19 protein-coding genes are annotated in these 20,189 nt (G+C 56.0%); 4 read left to right on the top strand and 15 right to left on the bottom strand.

The features are described from left to right. Positions 1 to 35: 35 nt before the first annotated feature. From P4L78_RS04105 to P4L78_RS04075, 7 genes are all read right to left on the bottom strand, one after another. Positions 36 to 680, bottom strand: a complete 645-nt coding sequence (locus P4L78_RS04105) for a PEP-CTERM sorting domain-containing protein (protein ID WP_309327042.1) — start codon at positions 678 to 680, stop codon at positions 36 to 38. A 468-nt stretch (positions 681 to 1,148) separates the two neighbouring features. Then, positions 1,149 to 2,183 carry an ABC transporter permease gene (locus tag P4L78_RS04100; RefSeq protein WP_309327041.1) on the bottom strand — a complete coding sequence of 345 codons (1,035 nt, stop codon included), beginning with the start codon at positions 2,181 to 2,183 and terminating at the stop codon, positions 1,149 to 1,151. 3 nt (positions 2,184 to 2,186) lie between these two features. Further along, on the bottom strand, positions 2,187 to 3,158 hold the full coding sequence (locus tag P4L78_RS04095; protein ID WP_309327040.1) for an ABC transporter permease: 972 nt from the start codon (positions 3,156 to 3,158) through the stop codon (positions 2,187 to 2,189). Continuing rightward, complete coding sequence (locus P4L78_RS04090) at positions 3,155 to 4,705, bottom strand: sugar ABC transporter ATP-binding protein (protein ID WP_309327039.1); 1,551 nt, start codon at positions 4,703 to 4,705, stop codon at positions 3,155 to 3,157. The genes P4L78_RS04095 and P4L78_RS04090 overlap by 4 nt, the downstream gene beginning before the upstream one ends. Continuing rightward, on the bottom strand, positions 4,702 to 5,049 hold the full coding sequence (locus P4L78_RS04085) for a hypothetical protein (protein WP_283148901.1): 348 nt from the start codon (positions 5,047 to 5,049) through the stop codon (positions 4,702 to 4,704). The genes P4L78_RS04090 and P4L78_RS04085 overlap by 4 nt, the downstream gene beginning before the upstream one ends. 63 nt (positions 5,050 to 5,112) lie before the next feature. Then, positions 5,113 to 6,090 (bottom strand): ABC transporter substrate-binding protein, encoded by a 978-nt coding sequence (locus P4L78_RS04080; protein WP_309327038.1) that lies wholly within the window; start codon positions 6,088 to 6,090, stop codon positions 5,113 to 5,115. Positions 6,091 to 6,181: 91 nt separating this feature from the next. Continuing rightward, positions 6,182 to 7,267, bottom strand: a complete 1,086-nt coding sequence (locus P4L78_RS04075) for a LacI family DNA-binding transcriptional regulator (protein WP_309327037.1) — start codon at positions 7,265 to 7,267, stop codon at positions 6,182 to 6,184. Between the two features lie 206 nt (positions 7,268 to 7,473). Between P4L78_RS04075 and P4L78_RS04070 the strand changes: the two genes are divergently transcribed. Then, entirely contained in the window at positions 7,474 to 8,406 is a 933-nt protein-coding gene (locus P4L78_RS04070) for an aldose 1-epimerase (protein ID WP_309327036.1), read from the top strand. A 99-nt stretch (positions 8,407 to 8,505) separates the two neighbouring features. Here the strand turns inward: P4L78_RS04070 and P4L78_RS04065 are convergent, their stop codons facing one another. The 6 genes from P4L78_RS04065 to P4L78_RS04040 form a co-directional block, all read right to left on the bottom strand. After that, the gene (locus P4L78_RS04065) at positions 8,506 to 9,180 is read right to left on the bottom strand and encodes a hypothetical protein (protein ID WP_309327035.1); all 675 of its coding nucleotides are present in this window, start codon (positions 9,178 to 9,180) and stop codon (positions 8,506 to 8,508) included. Between the two features lie 205 nt (positions 9,181 to 9,385). Then, positions 9,386 to 10,477, bottom strand: a complete 1,092-nt coding sequence (locus P4L78_RS04060) for an ABC transporter ATP-binding protein (RefSeq protein WP_283148896.1) — start codon at positions 10,475 to 10,477, stop codon at positions 9,386 to 9,388. A 5-nt stretch (positions 10,478 to 10,482) separates the two neighbouring features. Continuing rightward, positions 10,483 to 11,808 (bottom strand): GH1 family beta-glucosidase, encoded by a 1,326-nt coding sequence (locus P4L78_RS04055; protein ID WP_309327034.1) that lies wholly within the window; start codon positions 11,806 to 11,808, stop codon positions 10,483 to 10,485. 257 nt (positions 11,809 to 12,065) lie between these two features. Next, a complete protein-coding gene (locus P4L78_RS04050) occupies positions 12,066 to 12,905 on the bottom strand; it encodes a carbohydrate ABC transporter permease (RefSeq protein ID WP_283148894.1) in 840 nt (279 codons plus the stop codon). Positions 12,906 to 12,908: 3 nt separating this feature from the next. Further along, the gene (locus P4L78_RS04045) at positions 12,909 to 13,880 is read right to left on the bottom strand and encodes a carbohydrate ABC transporter permease (RefSeq protein ID WP_283148893.1); all 972 of its coding nucleotides are present in this window, start codon (positions 13,878 to 13,880) and stop codon (positions 12,909 to 12,911) included. Between the two features lie 344 nt (positions 13,881 to 14,224). After that, positions 14,225 to 15,472, bottom strand: coding sequence for an extracellular solute-binding protein (locus tag P4L78_RS04040; RefSeq protein ID WP_283148892.1), 1,248 nt, complete (start codon positions 15,470 to 15,472; stop codon positions 14,225 to 14,227). A 367-nt stretch (positions 15,473 to 15,839) separates the two neighbouring features. Between P4L78_RS04040 and P4L78_RS04035 the strand changes: the two genes are divergently transcribed. Both P4L78_RS04035 and P4L78_RS04030 read left to right on the top strand, forming a co-directional pair. Next, positions 15,840 to 16,853 (top strand): LacI family DNA-binding transcriptional regulator, encoded by a 1,014-nt coding sequence (locus tag P4L78_RS04035; protein ID WP_283148891.1) that lies wholly within the window; start codon positions 15,840 to 15,842, stop codon positions 16,851 to 16,853. A 134-nt stretch (positions 16,854 to 16,987) separates the two neighbouring features. After that, positions 16,988 to 17,215: a hypothetical protein gene (locus tag P4L78_RS04030; RefSeq protein WP_309327033.1), complete on the top strand. Its 228-nt coding sequence runs from the start codon at positions 16,988 to 16,990 to the stop codon at positions 17,213 to 17,215. On the opposite strand, the gene P4L78_RS04025 is transcribed toward P4L78_RS04030, so the two are convergent. Both P4L78_RS04025 and P4L78_RS04020 read right to left on the bottom strand, forming a co-directional pair. Then, a complete protein-coding gene (locus P4L78_RS04025) occupies positions 17,195 to 17,764 on the bottom strand; it encodes a carboxymuconolactone decarboxylase family protein (protein WP_309327032.1) in 570 nt (189 codons plus the stop codon). The two genes, P4L78_RS04030 and P4L78_RS04025, sit on opposite strands and share 21 nt — an antisense overlap. 147 nt (positions 17,765 to 17,911) lie before the next feature. Beyond that, complete coding sequence (locus tag P4L78_RS04020) at positions 17,912 to 18,622, bottom strand: alanyl-tRNA editing protein (protein WP_309327031.1); 711 nt, start codon at positions 18,620 to 18,622, stop codon at positions 17,912 to 17,914. 347 nt (positions 18,623 to 18,969) lie between these two features. Here P4L78_RS04020 and P4L78_RS04015 point away from each other — a divergent pair, with 347 nt between their 5' ends. Beyond that, positions 18,970 to 19,791: an ABC transporter substrate-binding protein gene (locus P4L78_RS04015; RefSeq protein WP_283148888.1), complete on the top strand. Its 822-nt coding sequence runs from the start codon at positions 18,970 to 18,972 to the stop codon at positions 19,789 to 19,791. The last annotated feature ends 398 nt before the right edge of the window (positions 19,792 to 20,189 follow it).

The following is a 20,189-nucleotide window of genomic DNA, read 5'->3' as shown; positions in this document are numbered from 1 at the left end:
GGCCTTTTGCTTGCCCCACGTTACCGGGACATCTATCACTGCTTGGCAGCAGGCTTGCTTCGTCTGGAGCGCGCAACCACCAAACCAACCAGTCCCATGCCCAGCAAGGCATATGTTTCTGGCTCTGGTACCGCTGGCACCGTGAGCTGGCTTGGCACATACCATGCGCTGTCATCATTACAGAAGCTGGTGTTTTGTAGATGTAACGCAAAGTCCTTTCCCGCCAGAACCGGGTCTACATGGCCGTTACCAAATGTGGCGACCCAGTTTATTGTGTCACCGCTTTTGAGCCGGTCATTGCCCTGGCCAAAGTCAAAGCGAAAATCCCAGACACCACCGGGCCCGCCGCCATTGGCCTTGGTAACCTTGGGCACCCAGCCAACCCCGGTACCGGTGATGCCAGTTATGCCGACCGTGCCAAATATTCCACTCACATCCACAGCCATTGAGCCAATGAAGCTGTTGGAACCAAAAATGCTCACCATGGCCGGGTTCAGCGCCAAACTGAAGTGCAACGCCGAAGTCCCCTCTCCTGTCACGGTGAGGGAAGCAAAATTGGCAGTTGCCGGTCCGCCACCCGAGAGCAGATCGCCGAACTGGTAAACAGTGGCCTGCGCCGCCGCGCTGCAAGCCCACAATGCGGCCGCAACACAGCAAAGTCTTGGTATTGATAAAGCCATTGCATCTCTCCCGATGTCAATGATTCTGGTTGTGCTCCCTGACAGTTACTCTATGTGACACTCGCATTAAAATCAATGCTTACTTTCCTTAAAAGTAAGAATATGAGACGCACACTGGAAGCGATCGCAACGTTTCAGACCAACGGCATTTCAGAAAAAACTCACCCAATCCAGCCTGAACGCAAACAATACCTGGATGCAGTGCAACAAGAGCGGTGCATGCATGTGCTTCTGGCTGATTGTTTCGATAAGTAAGTTAGATACTGAACCTCAGCTTTTGCCGGTATAAGCGGAATTTGAAGACAGGACTGTATTCGGTTCACCCGCGCACTGGTAACTGATATGCCGGGAAAGAATCCGCCCGGTTTGTTTGCACGGTATAAAGCTGGCCAGTTGCAGCAGCAAAACAAAAGCCCGGCAAATACCGGGCTTTTGTTTTTGGCGAATATCACCCAATGTGCGGCGACGTCAATGCAGCAGATCGGTCTCTTTGCGTGCAAGGCGCGCTTGCAGGATCACTACAATCAGCAAGAACACTCCCCGGATCACCGACTGCCAATAGGCCGACAAACTGATCACGCCTTTGCCATTCTCGAAGTTGAGAATGTTGAAGATGAGCCCCAGCAGCAGCACGCCCGACAAAGTCGCGCCAATCGAGCCTTCGCCTCCACTTAAACGCGTGCCACCCACCACCACTGCGGCAATGGCAAACAACTCCCAGCCATTGCCTTCATTGGGTTGGCCTGCACCAAACTGCGAAGCGAGGATCACTCCCGCCAAACCAGCCAGCGCACCGCTCAACAGATAAACCAGGAATTTGACACGTTCGACCGGCAAGCCCATCAAGCGGGCGGCCTCTTCATTGCCACCAATCGCCAACACAGTGCGGCCAAAGCCAGAGAAATTGAGCAACACCGAACCGGCAATGAACGCCACCGCGCCTATCCATGCCGGAATCGGCAAGCCCAGAAAATCGCCCTGGCCAAAATCGGTAAACCCGCTGTCCCATGACACCGATACGGATTGGTTTCCGGCAAACAATAACGCCAGCCCATGCGCCGCCAGGAAGGTACACAGCGTGACAATGAAAGGCAGAATGCGCAGTCGGGTGATCACCAGCCCATTTACCGCGCCGATCACCAGCCCCGCTCCCACGCCGCCCGCCAACGCCAGCCAGATACCGTGCGGGCTAAGCGTGGCAGAGATCACGCTGGCCAGCGCGGCCGTGGTGCCTACAGATAAATCGATCCCGCCGGTCATGATGACAAACGCCATACCCACGGCGATCAGCCCGAACATGGCGTTGTAGCGCAGCAGGGTGAGCACGTTATATGCGCCCAGAAAGTTGTCGTAGCGCAGCGCGCCAAAGATCAGCAACAAGACCAGCGCGACCAGCACGCCTTGCGTGCGCAGAAAATGCAGACGCCGCAGTTTGTTGTTGCCCGGTGCTGCCGTTAACGGCGTCAGCGCCACGCCAGCCGCCGCATGTAATGATTTGGACATCACTTAACTCTCCCGCTTTTGCAGGTAAACCGCAGCCAGAATAATGGCGGCTTTCACCACCAGCGCCGCGGCATCGGGCACGCCGTGAGCCAGCAAGGTGTAGCGCACCATTTGAATAATCAACGCCCCAATTAGCGTGCCGAGGATGCGTGCACGGCCGCCGGTGAGCAAGGTGCCGCCCACGGCAACGGCGGCAATGGCATCCAGTTCAATGCCCATGCCGATCAGATTGGCATCGGCGGACGAATTGATGGCAATCACCAGTAGTCCAGCCAGCCCAGACAGCGCTCCGCAAATCACGTACACCGCCAGTTTGATCCGCGCAACGGGCACGCCGGCCAGCCGCGCCGCGCGCTCATTGCCACCCGTGGCAAGAATGTAACGCCCGAACAAGGTGGAGCGCATAATCCATGCCGCCGCCGCAACCGTCACCAGCATCAACCACACCTGCACCGGTAAACCCAGCACCTTGCCCAGACCCAGCCAGCGAAACTCCTCATTGTTGAAGGTTTGCAGATTGCCGTTAGTCATCACCTGGGCAACGCCACGCCCGGCGATGAACAAGATCAGCGTCGCCACAATCGGTTGAATGCGAAAGCGCGTTACCAGCGTGCCGTTCAGCACACCACCCAGCGCAGCGGCCAGAATCGGCAGAATGATGGCGCCGATCATGCCCACTACCGGATTGGCGAACGGGCCGCTGTTTGCGCCAAAAATCAGCGGCGCCAGCGCACCAGAAATCGCCATCAACGAGCCCACCGACAAATCAATGCCACCGGTGGCGATCACCATGGTCATGCCCACCGCCACAATCACGATGGTCGAGACCTGAGTCAGGTTGATATTGAAGGTCTGGATTGACAAAAAATTCTGCGTAAACGCCACATTGAAAACCAGCAACAACACCAGTCCCAGCAAGGCGCCAGACGGGATATAGCGCCGACTTTGCGTCAGCCGTAAAGCAAGCGCGGTCATACGGATTCCTCCGGCAAGGCAGTCTCTTTGAGCGCGGCATTCGCCATGGCCGCCATGATGTTGTTTTCGCTGATCTGCCCGCCAGTGAGTTCGCGCACGGTATAACCGTCGCGCAGCACCACTACCCGCTGGGCGTAGGCGGTGAGTTCTTCAAGTTCGGAGGCGATCATCAGTACGGCCAGGCCGTCGTCAGCCAGTTCGCGAATCAGCGTGAGAATTTCGGCCTTGGCGCCCACATCGATGCCGCGTGTAGGTTCGTCCAGCATCAGCAAATCAATCTTTGCGCACAGCCAGCGCGCCAGCAGCACTTTTTGCTGGTTGCCGCCAGAAAGCTCGCGGATTTTCTGTTTGGGACCGGAGGTTTTGATTTGCAAACGCTCAATGAATTTCTGCACGATCTGCTGCTGCGCCTTGCGATCGACCACACCCAGTTTGACCAGCCGTGGCAGCAACACCAGCGTGAGGTTTTCTTCCACCGACATCTCGGGAATGATGCCTTCGATTTTGCGATCTTCAGACAGATACGCCACGCCGTGCGCAATGGCATCGGCCGGGGATTGCCATTTCACGTTCTGGCCTTTGAGATGAATTTCACCTTTGCCCACGCGGTCGGCCCCAAAGACACAGCGCGCCAGTTCGGTACGGCCCGACCCCAACAAACCGGCCAGACCGACGATCTCACCCGGATACACCGCCAGCGACGCATCGTTCACCCGTACGCCGCTTTTGAGTGCCGAAATCTGCACCGTGGCCTGCCGGGTTTCGTCCTGCGCGACTTCTTCGCTGGCGGCGCGCGCCACGGTGCTGGCCAACTCGCGGCCCAGCATGGTGGTCACCAGTTGCAGTTTGTTCATATCCTGCATGCTGCTTTCGGCCACGGTTTGACCATCACGCATCACCGTGACGCGATCACACACGGCATAGAGTTCATCCAGCCGGTGGCTGACAAAAATCACCGACACACCATCCGCTTTCAATTGGCGTATCACCCGGAATAACGTTTCGACTTCTTGCTCATCCAGCGATGAAGTCGGCTCATCCATGATCACCAATCTGGCTTGCAGCGATACGGCGCGGGCGATGGCCACCATCTGTTGCGTAGCGGTATTGCACTGATTCAGCGGCAAACGCACGTCAGCCCCGATGCCGAGTTTTTCCAGCAACGCCTCGCTGTCAGCATGAATGCGCGGCCAGTCGATCAGGCCAAAGCGGCGTGGTTCGCGCCCAAGAAAGATGTTCTCTGCCACAGAACGCAGCGGAATCAGATTGAGTTCTTGATAAATGGTGCTGATGCCGCCGCGTTGCGCCTGCAGCGGTGTAGTGAAATTGACGGGCTGACCGGCAAACAGGATTTCGCCGCTGTCACGCTTGTACGCGCCAGTGAGAATCTTGATCAGCGTGGATTTACCCGCACCGTTCTGCCCGATCAAGGCGTGGACTTCGCCAGTCGCAATACTCAGGCGAGCCTCTTTGAGCGCAGACACGCCGGAAAACGCCTTGCTGATCTGGCTCATCTGCAGCAAGGGAGTGTTAGCAGGTTGAGTCATGGTGTATCTGTTTCCTCCAGCATGGTGGCAATCTGCACTGGGGCACGCAGAACCGCCGCCGCGTTGAGCCGCAGCTTTACAGCATGCATCTCATGGAAAATATTTCTGGTTTTTATGGAAAAAAACACTGAAAAACAACTGCTGCGCAAAAAAATGGCCGGCAAGCCGGCCTGAGAGAGGAAGACAGAACCAGCGAAGTCGCGCGGCACCGCCAATTCTGTCCGAAGCAAACATCGGCAAGCCGCAGCTTGCGTAACAGACCAGCGCCGTAATGGCACCGGCGGAATTCTTCTCGTATTTTTCCCTGAGCAGTTTGAACAAACTTTTTTTGCAGTGTGGATCACAAAACGCCTGGGATGAGAACCCGGCTGCCGAACGAGCCAGCCAGGTAAAATCAACCAGTCAGATCAGAACCCGTTAGCCAGATTTTCTTTGGCATTGCTCTTGTCAAAGAACATGTCCGACACCTTGACCCAAGGCGGAATCTTCTTGCCATCGGCGTACTCTTGCGCGGTTTTGCAGGAGATCGGGCCGAAGAATGGGCTCGATTGCACGGTGGCGCCCAGCTTGCCGTCGATAATGGCTTGCAGTGCGTCTTTGGTGCCATCAATCGACACCACAATCACATCTTTACCCGGCTTTTTGCCAGCGGCTTCCAGCGCAGCAATGGCACCCATCGCCATTTCATCGTTGTGCGCGTACACAGCGGTCACATCCGGATGCGCTTGCAGCAGCGACTCCATGACCTGACGACCTTTATCGCGCGCAAAGTCACCATCTTGCGAAGCGATGATCTGCATGCCAGCCTGTTTCTTCACCGTGTCGTCAAAACCCTTTTTACGGTTGTTGGCAGGCGATGAACCGGTGGTGCCTTCCAGTTCAATGATCTTGCCCTTGCCGCCAGTAGCCTTGATCAGCCATTGCGCAGCGCGGTGGCCTTGATCGATAAAGTCAGAACCAATAAAGGTAACGTAGTCACGGCCCGGCTTGGCCACGCTTTGATCCAGATCGCGGTCAATGGCGATCACCGGGATACCGGCTTTCTTGGCGGCCATGACTGCCGGTACCAGCGGCTTTTCTTCGCGCGGTGCCAGGATGATCAGATCAACTTTTTGCGCGATCATGCTTTGCACGTCAGCCACTTGCTTGGAAGCAGAACTGGCGGCATCGGTGTACACCAGCGTCCAGCCACACTTGCCGGCAATGTCTTTCAAACTTTGGGTTTCGGCGATACGCCAGGGATTATTACTTTCGGTTTGGGCAAAGCCGACTTCGTAGCTGGCTTTCTTGGGTAGTTTAGGCACGCCGTCAGCCATTGCAGTCGCAGTGGCCAAGGCAAAGCTGGCAATCAAGACAGCCAGGCCTGCAGATCGTACTCGCATCATGAACCTCCTCGGGGAACGTCATTCGCAAAATGTACTTCTTGTTTTGAGACTACGAAGAGGATTCTTGATTCATTAATAATATTTGCCAATATTATTGATCATATTGCGAGCACTCCACTGAATCACGCACCACTAGCGGGCATTCCATCTTGATATGACGCTTGCGCTGGCCATTTTGACCCGTGGTTTCGAAGGGCGCAGCGGCTTCGGCAATGAGCGTATCAATGGCCCAACGGCCCATTTCATAGTTAGGCAGCAGAACGGTGGTCAGCGGTGGATGCGTATGCCGGGCGATTTCCTGATCGTCATAACCCATGATCGCCACATCGTCTGGCGCCTTCAGACCCAGCTGTTTCAAACCCTCCAGCGCACCCAGCGCCATCAGGTCATTGGCGCAAAAAATGGCGGTCGGCGGACGTGGCTCGGCCATCAAAGACAAGGTCTGTTCAAAGCCGGTACCAGACATCCAGTCACCATCGCGCACCAGCTTGGGATCGAACGGGAGATCGGCAGTCGCCAGGGCCTGGCGGTAACCTTTGAAGCGGTCTTTGGCCGCGTCCATCCACGGTTCGCCGTTGATAAAACCGATGCGGGTGTGGCCCGCGTTGATCAGATATTCAGTCGCGGTATGGCCGCCGCCAACCTCACCCGGCTCCACATGCGAGAAGTTGCGCTCATCGGTGTAGCAGTTCAGCAACACCGTGGGTACGCGGTGCAAAGCCTCGGGCACATTGACTTTGCGGGTAAAGATGGTGGAATACACCACGCCCACCAGCGAAGGGTTGGCGAGCAAGGCATTGAGCACCGCCTCTTCCACCTCCGGGTCGCCGCGCGTGGCGAACACCGACAAAACACAATCGTGCTCCCACGCCGCGTCGCGTGCGCCATCCACGCTCACTACCGGATGCGGACTGGTAGAAATCGAATCCACGATATAACCAATGATATTGCGGCCGCGCTGTGGCGCCGCACTGGTGCGGTGAGTCAGCCGGTAGCCCAGTTCGCTGGCAATACGCAGCACCGTGGCCCGGGTTTTTTCCGACAGTTTGGCGCTGCCCACATTGTTGTTCAGCACCAGCGAAACCGTGGATTGCGACACCCCGGCCTGCTTGGCGATGTCGGTCATGGTCGGGCGCCGTTGCGGCAGTTTTTTGGTCTTGCGGGTTGGGCTGGCCATCAAGCGATCCTGGATATGAGCTACTGGCGACAGCACCAGCAGGCGTTTTCACACGCAATGATATGCGATCAGTTTGATTTTTTCCGCTTTATCGCTGATAGGCGCCCCATAATTAGCCATTATTATTAGTAATAATTTATGGAAAATATTGATAGAATCGCAAAAAAAGCCAGGAACGGCCCCTTAACCGTCGTGTGGACTCTGCCATGTCGCTCTCTGCCCTGCCCGGCACTACGCTCGCCCCATCCGCGCTGTTGCGCTTGACCCGCGGCGAACACACCTTATTGCTGGCCCCGGGCATTGGCGGCAGCATTTTTCGTTACTTCAGCACTAAAGATCAGCGCGAACACGATTGGCTCAGGCCCGGTACGGCGCAAAGCCTGGCCGACGGTAATCCATTGGAAATGGCCACTTTTCCATTGCTGCCGTTTTGTAACCGCATCCGCAACGGCGTCGCGCCCGGTGGTCAGCGCGTGGTGAACATGCCCGCCAATGTCGCGGGTTCACCCCACACCTTGCATGGTTACGGCTGGCAACGACCGTGGCAAGTGGCTGCGCTTTCCAGTGATGCGGCAACGCTCACCCTGGAACACGAGCCCGGCGCATGGCCGTGGGCGTTCTTTGCCAGCCAGCGGATTGAACTCACGGCGGAGCGTCTCACCGTGCGCATGACTCTGAAAAACACCGACAACGTGCCCATGCCAGCGGGCCTGGGGCATCATCCCTATTTTCTGCGCCAGGCCGATACGCAAATCCAGACCGACGTAGAAGCGATGTGGGCGGCGGATGAAGAAGTCATGCCCACCGCGCTGGTGCAGCCCGATTTGCTGGCGCAAATGCGCGCCGGACGAGTACTGGATGATCTGGTACTGGATAACAACTTCACCGGCTGGAGTCATCAGGCCCGAATTACATGGCCGCAATCGGCCTCACGCCTGACCCTGCGCGCGGACGCGCCGCTGGATTACTTTGTGCTGTATGTGCCGCCAGGGCTGGATCACTTTTGCATGGAGCCGGTGAGCAACTGCACCGATTGGCTGAACCTGGCTGACACTCATCCCGGCTTGGTGGGTGGCGCGTGGCTGGCGCCCGGAGAGATTTTGTCGGTACGGTTTACGCTGGAGCCAGAGTGGATGTAGGAACGCGGGCTTAGTAGGTAGCCCGCTCTGGGCTCAAGCTTCGTCGCCAACTTCAAGCGCTTGTTTTGAGTTGAATACTGCATCAAGCCCAAAACGCCACTAACGATAATTTGCGCTACAAGTCTTGTAGCTCCCGTCACACAAGGTGCTGGCCTTCATCGCCTCCAGATACTGCACGCTCTTGTCCTTGCCGATGCCCCACGGCTTGTTCTGGTCTTGTTCTTTGGCACTGGCGGGGCGCCAGGAATACTGCACTTTGTGCAAGAACTCTTTGCCCTCGATAAACGCCACAAAAGAACCCTCGCCAAACGGCGCGGTGGTGCCCATATGCGGGCAGTAGCCGCCGCTGACCGAAAACAGCAAATCACCTAGCTGATTCAGGCCTCGGGGCATGGCTTCAAACTTGTCGCCGCAGGAGTTACGCAGCGCGTCTTGCAACTGCGCCTGCGCCACTTCTGCCGGATGGACCTTTTTGTCTTTGAATTCCTGCATCACCTTGGCCGACGGATAAGGAAACCGCGCTATCGCCAGATAACCGCCATGCCAAGTGTCGATATTGTCCGCAGCCGGAATGTATTCGGCCATAAAACCGCCCGCTGGCGTGCCCATCATCCAGGCCAGTTTCCAGCCTTGCGGAATGGCGGTAACGACTCGTTCGCCCGTTACTGCAAACGACTCGCCCTGGGGCGCGGCCTGTGCGGCAACGCAACTCAGGCTGGCAGCAACGAATACGGCAAGACGGGTGATGAACAGCAGTGGCGGCTTGAAAGTCATAAGAGCGGGCTTGTGAGGATGGGTTTGAATGATCAGCGTGCGATTTAATACGTTTCGGGCCAATTTGCAAACCATCAGGCGCTCGCCGCAAAAAAAACCCCGCATCAGCGGGGTTTTAAAGTGTGCTCACAGCATTACAACCAGGATGGATGATGCATTTAACGCGGTACTGCTCTTGCTACTTACCACTTGCTACAACAATCGATCAGGCCAGTTCCAGCGCCCGACCTGCGCGGTCAAACAACAACGCGCGGGATGATTCGATGTGCAGACCCACGGTCTCGCCAACCTTCGGCGCGTCACTATCGCCTGGCAGGCGGATCGAGAAGGCTTCCTGGCAGCCCGCAACAGCGGTATGCACCAGTTGGGTATCACCCAGGTTTTCTACCAGATCCACTCGCGCCTGCAGGCCTTCAAAAGGCGCCACCACACGGACGTGTTCAGGACGAATACCCAGTGTGACTTCTTCTGGCATATCTGCCGCAGCCGTGCGATCCAGTTGCAGGCGTTGCTCGTTGCCCACCTTCAGCAGCAGATTACCGGCCGCGACACCTGCAGTCTGGCAAGCCAGGAAGTTCATCTTGGGCGAACCCAGGAAGCCCGCCACAAACGTGCTCTTGGGATCTTTGTAAAGCTCGATAGGCGCGCCCACTTGCTCCAGCTTGCCCTGGTTGAACACCGCAATGCGATTACCCAAGGTCATGGCTTCGACCTGATCGTGCGTCACGTAAACCATGGTGGTACCCAGTTCACGGTGCAGCCGCGCCAGTTCAATGCGCATTTGCACGCGCAGCGAGGCGTCCAGGTTAGACAACGGTTCGTCGAACAGGAATACCTTGGGCTGGCGCACGATAGCGCGGCCAATCGCCACCCGTTGCCGCTGCCCGCCCGACAAAGCGGCAGGCTTGCGATGCAACAAGTGGGTGATATGCAGCACTTCGGCGGCACGGCCCACGGCCTCTTTGATCTTCGACTTGTCCATACCGGACAGCTTGAGACCAAAGCCCATGTTCTGTTCTACGGTCATGTGCGGATACAACGCATAACTCTGGAACACCATGGCGATGCCGCGATCGGACGGATGCAGATCGTTGGCGCGTTCGCCTTCGATATACAGATCGCCGCCAGAGATTTCTTCCAGACCGGCAATCATGCGCAGCAAGGTGGATTTGCCGCAGCCCGAAGGCCCGACAAACACCACGAACTCGCCTTTTTTGACTTCCAGGTCCAGACCATCAATCACTGGCGCATTGTCGCCATAGGTCTTGGTGATATTGCGTAACGAGATAGCCGCCATGTCGCTCAGCCCTTCTTTTGCTGGCTGATGAATTCACGGTACCAGTGCGCGCTGTCTTTCAGCGTGCGTTTTTGCGTCTGGTAATCCACATGAACAATGCCGAAGCGCTTGGACAAACCCGAATCCCATTCGAAGTTATCCAGCAAGCTCCACTCAAAGTAACCGCGGATATCCACACCGGCATCCATCGCGTCTTTCAGCGCGCCCAGATGGCGCTGCAGGAAGTCGATGCGTTCTTTGTCATGCACGCCGCCATCGCTATCGATGCGATCCGGGTTGGCCATGCCGTTTTCGGTGATCAGAATCGGAGGCAGATCGGTGTATTCGCGGTTGATGCGCACCAGCAGGTCAGTCAGACCCTTCGGATAGATTTCCCAACCCATGTCAGTGCGGCCCAGCTCGCACGGCTCCGGAATCTTTGGTGTGTCAGTGCTGCACCATGCGCGGAAGTAGTAGTTCACGCCCAGGAAATCCAGCTTCTGGCCAATGATTTCAAAGTCGCCGTCTTGCACTTTCGGTGCGGCATCGCCGTAGACTTCCAGCGCCAGCGGTGGATAGTGGCCCTTGAAGATCGGGTCCATAAACCAGCCGGTGAAGTTTTCGTATTCCAGTTGAGCCTGACGCTTGTCAGCAGCGCTGTCGGTCGCGGCATCCGCATCCGATTGGTTCAGCACGATACCCAGTTGCGCAGTAACACCTTGTCCACGCAGGGTTTTTACGGCCAGACCGTGTGACAGCAGCAAGTGGTGCGAAACCTGGTTAGCCAGTGCCACGTCAGTAAAACCAGGCGCGAAACGGCCATGGAAATTACCCAGATAAGCGGTGCACCACGGTTCGTTGTGAGTGGCAATCGATGCCACGCGGTTGCCAAAGCGACGGCCCACTTCAGCGGCATAAGCAGCAAAGTGATGCACAGTTTCGCGGTTAGCCCAGCCGCCGCGATCTTGCAGCGCTTGCGGCAGATCCCAGTGGTACAGCGTCACGTGCGGCTTGATGCCTTTGGCTTCGAGTTCGTTGATCAGGTTTTCATAGAACGCAAAACCGGCTTCGTTCCAGTCGCCAAAGCCTTTAGGCTGAACGCGCGACCAGGCGATGGAGAAACGATAAGCATCCAGACCCAGACCGGCCATCAGGGCCACGTCTTCTTTGTAGCGATGATAGTGATCGCACACCACGGAGCCATCGCTGCCGTCGCTGATCTTGCCAGGCGTCGCGCAGAAAGTGTCCCAGATGGACGGGCCGCGGCCGTCTACGTCAGTTGCGCCTTCAATCTGGAAAGAGCTGGTGGCAGTGCCCCAGATAAAGTCACGAGGAAAAGTTGGGTTTGTCATGGCAACTCCGTATCTATATGCAATGAATCAATCAGGTAAGTAATGGGCACGCCTGCCAGCGCAACCCGCTGAATATAAAAGTCAAATCCAGAATGAAAATCCAGATTTCAATGCGTGCGGTTTCATTTGCTGACCACCCCAAACCAGACTGCGGACGTAGCCCGCCCTGCCCCGGTCGTAAAACTCAGCGATCCGGGCGGGCTTCAGGCGGGAAACGTGTTGTTAAGGTTTGGTGGCGGTCTGCTGTATCGGTTGGCTTAGCCCTTGACTGCGCCAGCGGTCAAACCTGCAATTAGCCGCTTGGAGAACATCGCAAACAGGATCAGCAGCGGCAATACCGCGATAGCCGAACCCGCCATCACCGCGCCCCAGTCCGTATTGGTCGGGCTTTGCATACTGCGCAGTGCGACCGGTACGGTGAAGTTCTCTGGTGAGTGCATGATGACCAGCGGTTGCAGAAAGCTGTTCCAGCTGCTGATGAAGGTAATCAGGCCAAGCGTACCGAGCGCAGGACCAATCAGCGGCAGTACCACGTTCCAGTAAATGCGGAACTCGCCGCAACCATCAATACGCGCCGCTTCCATCAATTCTTTAGGTACGGCCGAGCTGATGTACTGGCGCATCAAAAAGATGCCGAACGCTGCTGCTGCTGCGGGCAAGTACAAGGCCCGCGGTTGATCCAGCCAACCCAGGAAGTTCATCAGCATGAAGGTCGGAATCAGGCCCACGAACGGCGGCAGCAACATGCTACCGAGCACAATGGCAAACAGCGCCTTCTTGAAGCGGAACTCATACATGGCAAAGGCGTAACCAGCCATCGAGCAGAAGAACAGCGCCAGAATGGTGGTCATGAACGCCACGTACAAGCTCATGCCCAGGTTGTGCCAGAACGGAATCATCGACACCAGGGTGTTGATGTTCTTGAGCAAGGCCGGGCCGAACCACATGGGTGGCGGGATATGGTAAATGGCTTCACGCGGCTGCGTTGCCAGCACGAAAGTGAAGTAGAACGGCGCCAGCATCAGCACCGCACCGATGACCACGATCACCCAGGCGAGTGGACGGCTTCTTGAACTCTTGTTGTTGACCATAGCCATGGTTTATTCCTCCCCACCAGCAAACAGCGAGAACAACTTGTGATTTCCGTACGACAACACGGCAATCAGAATGAACATCACCCAGGAAATCGCACATGCCGTGCCGAAATCGCTGAAATAGAACGCGGTGCGATACATATACATGGCGGTGGTCATACCAGCCTGCCCCATGCCACCGTTGTCACCCAGCAAGATGAACGGCTCTTCAAACAGCTGCAGGTTATTGATGAGCGTGAGCGAGACGGCAAAGAACATCATCGGGCGGATCATGGGCAGCGTGATGTGCCAGAACTTGCGGAAAGTCCCTGCGCCATCCAGCGTGGCGGCTTCGTACAGGTCTTCTGGAATGGTCTGCATTGCGGCCAGGTACAGCACGGTATTCCAGCCCACATAACGCCAGAACACCACAAAGCTCACGGTCGGTTTGACCAGCGAGGTATCCAGCAACCAGTCAATCTTGTGATCCGGGAACAATCCGCCAATCAGCGGCAAATTGTGCAGGCCCATCACCATGGCGTTGATGGCACCGAAGTCCTTGGAAAACAACGAGCTGAAAATCAGCGCAATGGCGACACTGGAGGTAATAAACGGCAGGAAATACGCACCCAGAATCGTGTTGCGGCCACGCAGTACGGTGCACAGGAAGGCGGCAAACGGGATCGCCACCAGATGCTGCGGCACGCCAGAGGCCAGCGCCATGTAGACCGTGTTGAACAGGGATTTCCAGAACCACGTGTCCGTCATGACAAACTTGTAATTGTCGAAGTTAATCCACTTAACGGCGGAGAAACCCGCCGCAGGATCCCACTGCGCGAACGACAAGGTGGCAGAGAACAACAAAGGAAACACGCCGAACACGGCAAAGATGATCAAAAACGGGCTGATAAACAGATAGGGGGCCCACTTCCATGCGTGTACACGCTTGCGGCGGGGCCGCGAGGTAACACTTGCAGCGGGGGACAACACGGATTCCATGAAACTTGCTCCGGCGTTCCGGGAAAAAATGGTCAAAGAGTCATTAGAGCCTGTTCAAAATTTTTTCGCCGCCTGGGATAGCTGCATAAACACTTTGAACAGACTCTCGCGCCTTTAACCCTGAAACGGGCGACCTTGCATCGGTTGTAGAGTCTGGTGATCACTGCAAAACCGGCCAGTCGTGTCGCCTTGATGGTGGCAGCCACCGCAACAACACGTCTGATCCGACCATGCCGCATCTGCCTTTGATCCTGAACAACCACCAGGAGAGTGCAAACCCGGTAAAACACGCGACCGGCAAGCCAACAGGCCGGGCCAGCCGCGTTTACATCAACACATTACAATCAACGTTTTGCGCGGCGCTCGATATCCGACTGAGCGTCAGCCAGAGCGGCCTTGATGTCCTTGTTCTGATGGACAACCTGGTCGAGCTGGTCGTTGATGATGTCTTCAGCTACACCATCGTTCTTGTTGATCGGAATTTCCGGAATGTGCTTGGCAGCTTCGCGCCACATTTCACGGGCTTTCTGACCACCCAGGTACGGCAGCGGCTCGGACATGATCGGATCAGTCTGTGCCGACTTCAGCGACGGGAATGCGTCCATTTCCTTGAAGGTAGCCAGTTGCTGATCGCGATTAAGCGTCAGGAACTTCAGGAACTCGTACGCTTCAGCCTTGTGTGTGCTCTTGGTCGGAATAGCGTAGAAAGAACCGCCCCACGATGCATATGCGCCGTTTGGCAGATCAGCCGCACGCCACTTGCCTGCTTCGTCCGGAGCCAGCCAGTGAGCCAGGTGACCATTCAACCACGCGCCGATTGGCTGGGTAGCGATCTGGTCATGCTGGAAGCCAGCCGCCCAGTCGTTGGTCCACTGCTTGATGTTGCCAGCGATGCCGGCATCGTTAGCTTCTTTAGCCAGCTTGAAAGCAGTTTCGAAGCGCGGGTTACCGGCTACGATCACCTTGCCAGACTTGTCAAAATAGATGCCTTCACCGTTCTTCAGATTGGAACGGATGTAGATATCCTTGATATCCACCGGGCTGGCGACCAGGTAAGCGCCGGTCGCTGCCTTGATCTTCTTGCCCGAGGCCAGATAGGTTTCCCAGCTCTTGGTCAGATCAGCTTCGGAAACCCCGGCTTTGTCCAGCAGATCCTTGCGATAAAACAGTGTGCCCGGGCCGATGTCGACTGGCATGGCGTACAGGTCACCATTGGTACCCTTGGCTTGTGCCCAGGAATAGCTGGTTACCTGGCTTTGGTATTGGTTGACGTTGTACGGTGCCTTGGACAGATTTTCCAGGCCGCCCGAAGCGATGAAGCGACCGACAAAGCCAATTTCCAGGCCCATCAGGTCTGGCAAGCCAGTACCGGAAGCCAGTTGGGTGGTCAGTGCATTCACATGGTCAACGCGTTCGCGGCTAACCAGTTTGATTTCGACATCCGGATGCAGCTTCTTGTACAGCGGAATCGCTGTTTTGATATCGCGATCCAGATCCGGGAAGCTGGAAACGGTCAATACTGTGGTGGCCCATGCGGGTGCGGTCGCAGCAACCAGTGCACCCAGAACTGCAAGTCGTACAACTTGTTTCATCGCTCTCTCCAACGATTGGGGTTGTAGTACCATTGAAATCGATTTCGCGTTTGCAGCAATTTCAGTGCTTTTTCGCTGATTTTTTTGAAATCGTTTTCAGTTTCAGGCATCCTTTGAGCTAGGGCAATAAGTGGTTCCATGTAGGTGCAACGTTTGCACTACAAAATAGCAACACCATGCAATTGCCATACATGGTGGCCCGAACAACACCGTAACATTCCAGGCAATATATTGATTTACATGGTTATAAATCAGTAAAGAGCATGATTCAATCCAGTGCTGACAAAACCGATAAACTTGACTAACACAACTATTTATCGCACCTCTATGGTGCGTACTTCGTAGTCAACCCAAACATAGAAGCAATATGGAAGATCATTCGCGAAAAGAAAATGTCACGGTGCAAGACGTCGCGCGCGAAGCCGGGGTTTCGGCCAGCACGGTGTCGCGCTACCTGACAGGCGTTACCGGTGTTTCAAAAATCAAACAAGAAGCCATCTCGCGGGCGATTGAACTTTTGAATTTCACGCCCAACGTTTTGGCGCAAAGTCTGAAGACAGGCAGCACCAAAACCATTGGCATCATCACGCAAGATCTGGGCTCCCCTTTCTTTGGTGAAGAACTGAAAGGCGTGGAGAACGCCATCTCCGGCACGGGCTACGCCCTGCTGATCGTCAGCGGGCATTGGCAATCACGCGAAGAAAAAGATCACGCAGAATTGCTGATTGGTCGTCGCGTGGACGGCATCATCATCTTTACCGCCACCTCCAGCGACAAGCAGATTTTGTCTCTGTCACGCCAGGTGCCAGTGGTGATTACCGGGCGTCGACTGGATGCGCCACGTGCCATCGGCTTGGCCGTAGACAACGAACAAGCCGCCTACGAAGCCACTCAATATTTGCTCGACCAAGGCCACCGGCGCATTGCCCATATTTGCGGGCGACTGGGCCAGCCCGATGCGGAAGAACGCCTGCAAGGCTACAAGCGCGCCATGAAAGATGCTGGCGTGGTGGTAGACCCTGCCCTGATCGCCAGCGGCGACTTCACTGAAGTGGGTGGCGTGCTGGCGATTAACCAGTTACTGGAATCGCGTAGTCCGTTTACCGCCATTTTTGCCGCCAACGATCAAAGCGCCATGGGCGCACGGCTTGGCCTGTATCGGCGTGGCATTCGGGTGCCGGAAGAAATTTCGCTGATCGGTTTTGATGATCTGGCTGTTTCCAATTACATGCTGCCGCCACTCACTACCATTCGCCAACCCACGTTTGATATGGGAAGGCTGGCCGGACATACCTTGCTGGGCATGATGAACGGCTCGACCGAACCGGTGGTGCAACCGCAATTTGAATTGGTGCGGCGCGAGTCGGTACGCCGGGTTTAAGCCTTGGGACTGGACTGGTTTTGACTGGCCACAGGGATGTGATCTGACCGGATTGCCAGTTACAATGTGCGCGCTCTGGCAGACCGGCCAATCTGGCTGGTTGGCCATAGATCGCAACCATTGAGGCATACCCCATGAAAACCCGAGGCAAAACGCTGGTGCCGCGCAATCCATTTGCGCTGGCCGCAACCCAACGCCACGCTGGCGCTCACGATAAAGCACACAAAGTGAAACGGCGTAATGACAAGCAAACACTCAAGCGCGAACTGGCGCAAATGAAAAAGGGAGGCAGTTTTTTGCCTCCCTTTCTTTTTATCTGCCATCTGCCGACTCACCCACTTTCAGCGTGGCAAAACCGGTAATGGCAGCGGATTGACCGCCGGCGTGTGCGCCGCGCTCAACAACATGATCACCGACGTAAAGTAGCCAATCAGTCCCACCAGTTCTACCACGCCCTGCTCACCGAACTGCTGCAGCGCTCGCTGCCAGGTACCGTCCGAAACGCCCTTGTTGCGGGTGAGCTCAGTAGTGAAATCCCAAGCCAGCGCTTCATCCTGCGCCATCGTTTGTGGCCGCGCACCTTCGGCCAGATCATCCAGCGTGCTTTGCGCCACGCCCGCCGCCAGCGCCAACGGATAATGCGTTGACCACTCAAAGGGTTCGCTCCATTCCCGCGCCACAATCAGCGTAACGAACTCACCAATCCGGTTTTCCAGCACCGTGTCGTAACGCAGGTATTCGCCGACCCGCTGCACCCGATCCAGTAATTCGGGACTGCGCAACATCGGAATAAACGGCCCTTTTACACCTTTGCGCGGGCCATCAATCAAGGCTTGCGCGGCGGTACGCTGTGCCTCGGTCAACGTCTCTAACGGCAGCGGCGGCAAGCGATCTGTTCTTTGCTGATCCATCGTTCTCAACTCCAGGGCGAGCGTGTTCATGTTTCATTTAGAGCACGGTTGCGACGCGTTTTCAGCCAGATATTAAAAGAGACGGGCCAAAACCATGGCCCGCATCATCGATTCAGACTACGTACAGCGCAACAGCGCGCCTTTCGCTCAATCCAGCAAAGCCAGCACCACCCGCTTGTTGCGCGCGCCTTTGCTTTCGATCTTCTTTACCGTCACCGCGCCAATTTCACCGGTGCGTTGCACGTGGGTGCCACCACACGGCTGTAAATCAATGCCTTCGATGGCGATCAAACGAATCTCCGGCAACTCCAGCGGCGGCGTCACTGACATCGTTTTGATCAGCTCTGGCTGGCGTTTCAAAGCTGCGCCACTGGTCATCTGGACCGCCACCGGATGGTCCTCGCTGATCAAGCGATTCAGTTCGCTCTCAATGAATTCCCGATCCAGTTCCATGCCTTCGGGCAAATCGAAATCCAGCCGCCCGGATTCCGTGGTCAGATTGCCACCGGTGACACCGGCCTTGATCACCACCGATAACAAGTGCAGGCAAGTATGCACGCGCATATGACGATGCCGCCGCGCCCAATCCAGGGTGAGGGTTACGGCGGTGCCTTCTGCCAGACGCGGGGCATCGGCCGCCAGCAGGTGCACGATTTCTCGCGTGGCTTTGTCGCGGCGGGTGTCGGTTATTGCCAGCACGCCACCGTCGGCCAACGCGAGCTGTGCGGTATCTCCCGGCTGACCTCCCCCAAGCGGATAGCACAAGGTATCACCCAGCACCAAACCAGCATCATCGTGGCGCATGACCGTGGTCTGCAGGGTGGTCTGGTAAGGATCAATGTAAAAACGTTCCTGCATGGGATTCTCCTGGCCTGCGCGGCATATCTATAAAGCAATGAGTTTTGAGATTAAACCTCGCCTGGATAAGCCGCTATCTACAGTTGCCCCGCAGATTGGCTGGCACAGTCGCAAACCGCGCCCACGTTGGTTTAGTGACTCTTTATCGACATTTATATGCAAATTAACGATAACAAAATTATTTTATATAATTAGTAAGAATTAAAAGCGCCCGCTAATATGCGATCCAGATGGAGCAAAAACACGGCGTCTGGCCTACCCGCCACCGCCTTTGCGTTGGTCGAACACAAACCGGATCACGCCTCGCTCCTGCCTTGACTATCAATCGCACCGGGATTTTCCTGACCATGACAATGAAAAAACAAGTACTCGCTCTGCTGCTGCTGTCGCTCACTTCTGGCCTTGCGCTGGCCGACAAACTCGATGACATCAAAAAAGCCGGCGTGCTGCGCGTTGCCGCTTTTGATGGCAACCCACCGTTCGGGTTTGTTGATGAAAAAACCCACAAGATTGTCGGTCTGGATGTCGATTACGCCCAGGAAGTGGCCAAGCGCCTGGGCGTGAAGCTGGAAATCACTCCCACCAATCCGGCCAACCGTATTCCGTTGCTGACCGCCAACAAAGTGGATCTGGTCTTCGCCAACTTCACCATCAACGAAGAACGCGCCAAAGTGATTGATTTCAGCATTCCATACTTTGCCTCTGGCCAGCAATTTCTGGCCAAAAAAGGCGTAGTCAAGAGCGCAGATCAGGTAACGAGCTTGCGCATTGGCGCCGACAAAGGCACCACCATGGAAGCCACGCTGCGCGAGAAATATCCTAACGCCACCGTTGTGTTGTACGACGACACGCCGTTTGCGCTCACAGCCCTGCGTAACGGCAATGTGCAGGCGATTACACAAGACGGCTCCAAACTGGTGGCCATTCTGGGCAATTTGCCAGACAAAGATAAATACGAAATTCCGGCTTTTTCAATCTCTGAAGAGCTGGAAGGTGTCGGTGTACCGAAAGGTGAAGCGCGCCTGACCGCGTTCCTGAACGACACCCTCAAAGATTTGGAAAAGAACGGCACGGCCAGCAAAATTTACGATCGCTGGTTTGGCCCGACTACCAAAGCGCCGCTGCCACGGTTGTTCAAAATCGGCGACGCGCACATCCGCGCCCAGTAAGGCGGCTATCGCCCCAACAAGTGCAAACTCTCTCGTCCACGTCTTCTGATTGCTTTTTGATACATCGCGCCGCGCAAGGGGCGCGATGTTTTTCTTTTGCCAGGATTGGCTTGCGTAGCCCGGAGGAAACGTAGTGAGAATCCGGGATTGCTGTTTTGCCGAGAGCCACGGTATTTGCGGCACAGAACCGGCTCCTCTTTTCTCCGGAAGGTGCAACCGACCTTGATATTTGCGCTTAAGTCTCTAGAGCATGTTTTGTTAATGCCTTCGGCACGCTGGTGAAAAACATTTGATACCCGGGAGTGCCCGGGAGCACGTTTCATATGCAAAAGACACTTATCGTGCAACTTGCGTCGCCAAAGAAAAGAAACCCAAAGTCCCGCAGAGCGGGATAGCAA

This window comes from Silvimonas sp. (assembly GCF_031291215.1).
Classification (GTDB): domain Bacteria; phylum Pseudomonadota; class Gammaproteobacteria; order Burkholderiales; family Chitinibacteraceae; genus Silvimonas; species Silvimonas soli.
The sequence above is the reverse complement of the archived record's forward strand: the minus strand, read 5'-3'. Positions and strand labels throughout refer to the sequence as shown.

Coding starts and splice junctions, on each gene's coding strand:
- P4L78_RS04105 (WP_309327042.1), bottom strand. CDS start 680: ATGGCTTTATCAATACCAAGACTTTGCTGTGTTGCGGCCGCATTGTGG.
- P4L78_RS04100 (WP_309327041.1), bottom strand. CDS start 2,183: ATGTCCAAATCATTACATGCGGCGGCTGGCGTGGCGCTGACGCCGTTA.
- P4L78_RS04095 (WP_309327040.1), bottom strand. CDS start 3,158: ATGACCGCGCTTGCTTTACGGCTGACGCAAAGTCGGCGCTATATCCCG.
- P4L78_RS04090 (WP_309327039.1), bottom strand. CDS start 4,705: ATGACTCAACCTGCTAACACTCCCTTGCTGCAGATGAGCCAGATCAGC.
- P4L78_RS04080 (WP_309327038.1), bottom strand. CDS start 6,090: ATGATGCGAGTACGATCTGCAGGCCTGGCTGTCTTGATTGCCAGCTTT.
- P4L78_RS04075 (WP_309327037.1), bottom strand. CDS start 7,267: ATGGCCAGCCCAACCCGCAAGACCAAAAAACTGCCGCAACGGCGCCCG.
- P4L78_RS04070 (WP_309327036.1), top strand. CDS start 7,474: ATGTCGCTCTCTGCCCTGCCCGGCACTACGCTCGCCCCATCCGCGCTG.
- P4L78_RS04065 (WP_309327035.1), bottom strand. CDS start 9,180: ATGACTTTCAAGCCGCCACTGCTGTTCATCACCCGTCTTGCCGTATTC.
- P4L78_RS04060 (WP_283148896.1), bottom strand. CDS start 10,477: ATGGCGGCTATCTCGTTACGCAATATCACCAAGACCTATGGCGACAAT.
- P4L78_RS04055 (WP_309327034.1), bottom strand. CDS start 11,808: ATGACAAACCCAACTTTTCCTCGTGACTTTATCTGGGGCACTGCCACC.
- P4L78_RS04050 (WP_283148894.1), bottom strand. CDS start 12,905: ATGGCTATGGTCAACAACAAGAGTTCAAGAAGCCGTCCACTCGCCTGG.
- P4L78_RS04045 (WP_283148893.1), bottom strand. CDS start 13,880: ATGGAATCCGTGTTGTCCCCCGCTGCAAGTGTTACCTCGCGGCCCCGC.
- P4L78_RS04040 (WP_283148892.1), bottom strand. CDS start 15,472: ATGAAACAAGTTGTACGACTTGCAGTTCTGGGTGCACTGGTTGCTGCG.
- P4L78_RS04035 (WP_283148891.1), top strand. CDS start 15,840: ATGGAAGATCATTCGCGAAAAGAAAATGTCACGGTGCAAGACGTCGCG.
- P4L78_RS04030 (WP_309327033.1), top strand. CDS start 16,988: ATGAAAACCCGAGGCAAAACGCTGGTGCCGCGCAATCCATTTGCGCTG.
- P4L78_RS04025 (WP_309327032.1), bottom strand. CDS start 17,764: ATGGATCAGCAAAGAACAGATCGCTTGCCGCCGCTGCCGTTAGAGACG.
- P4L78_RS04020 (WP_309327031.1), bottom strand. CDS start 18,622: ATGCAGGAACGTTTTTACATTGATCCTTACCAGACCACCCTGCAGACC.
- P4L78_RS04015 (WP_283148888.1), top strand. CDS start 18,970: ATGACAATGAAAAAACAAGTACTCGCTCTGCTGCTGCTGTCGCTCACT.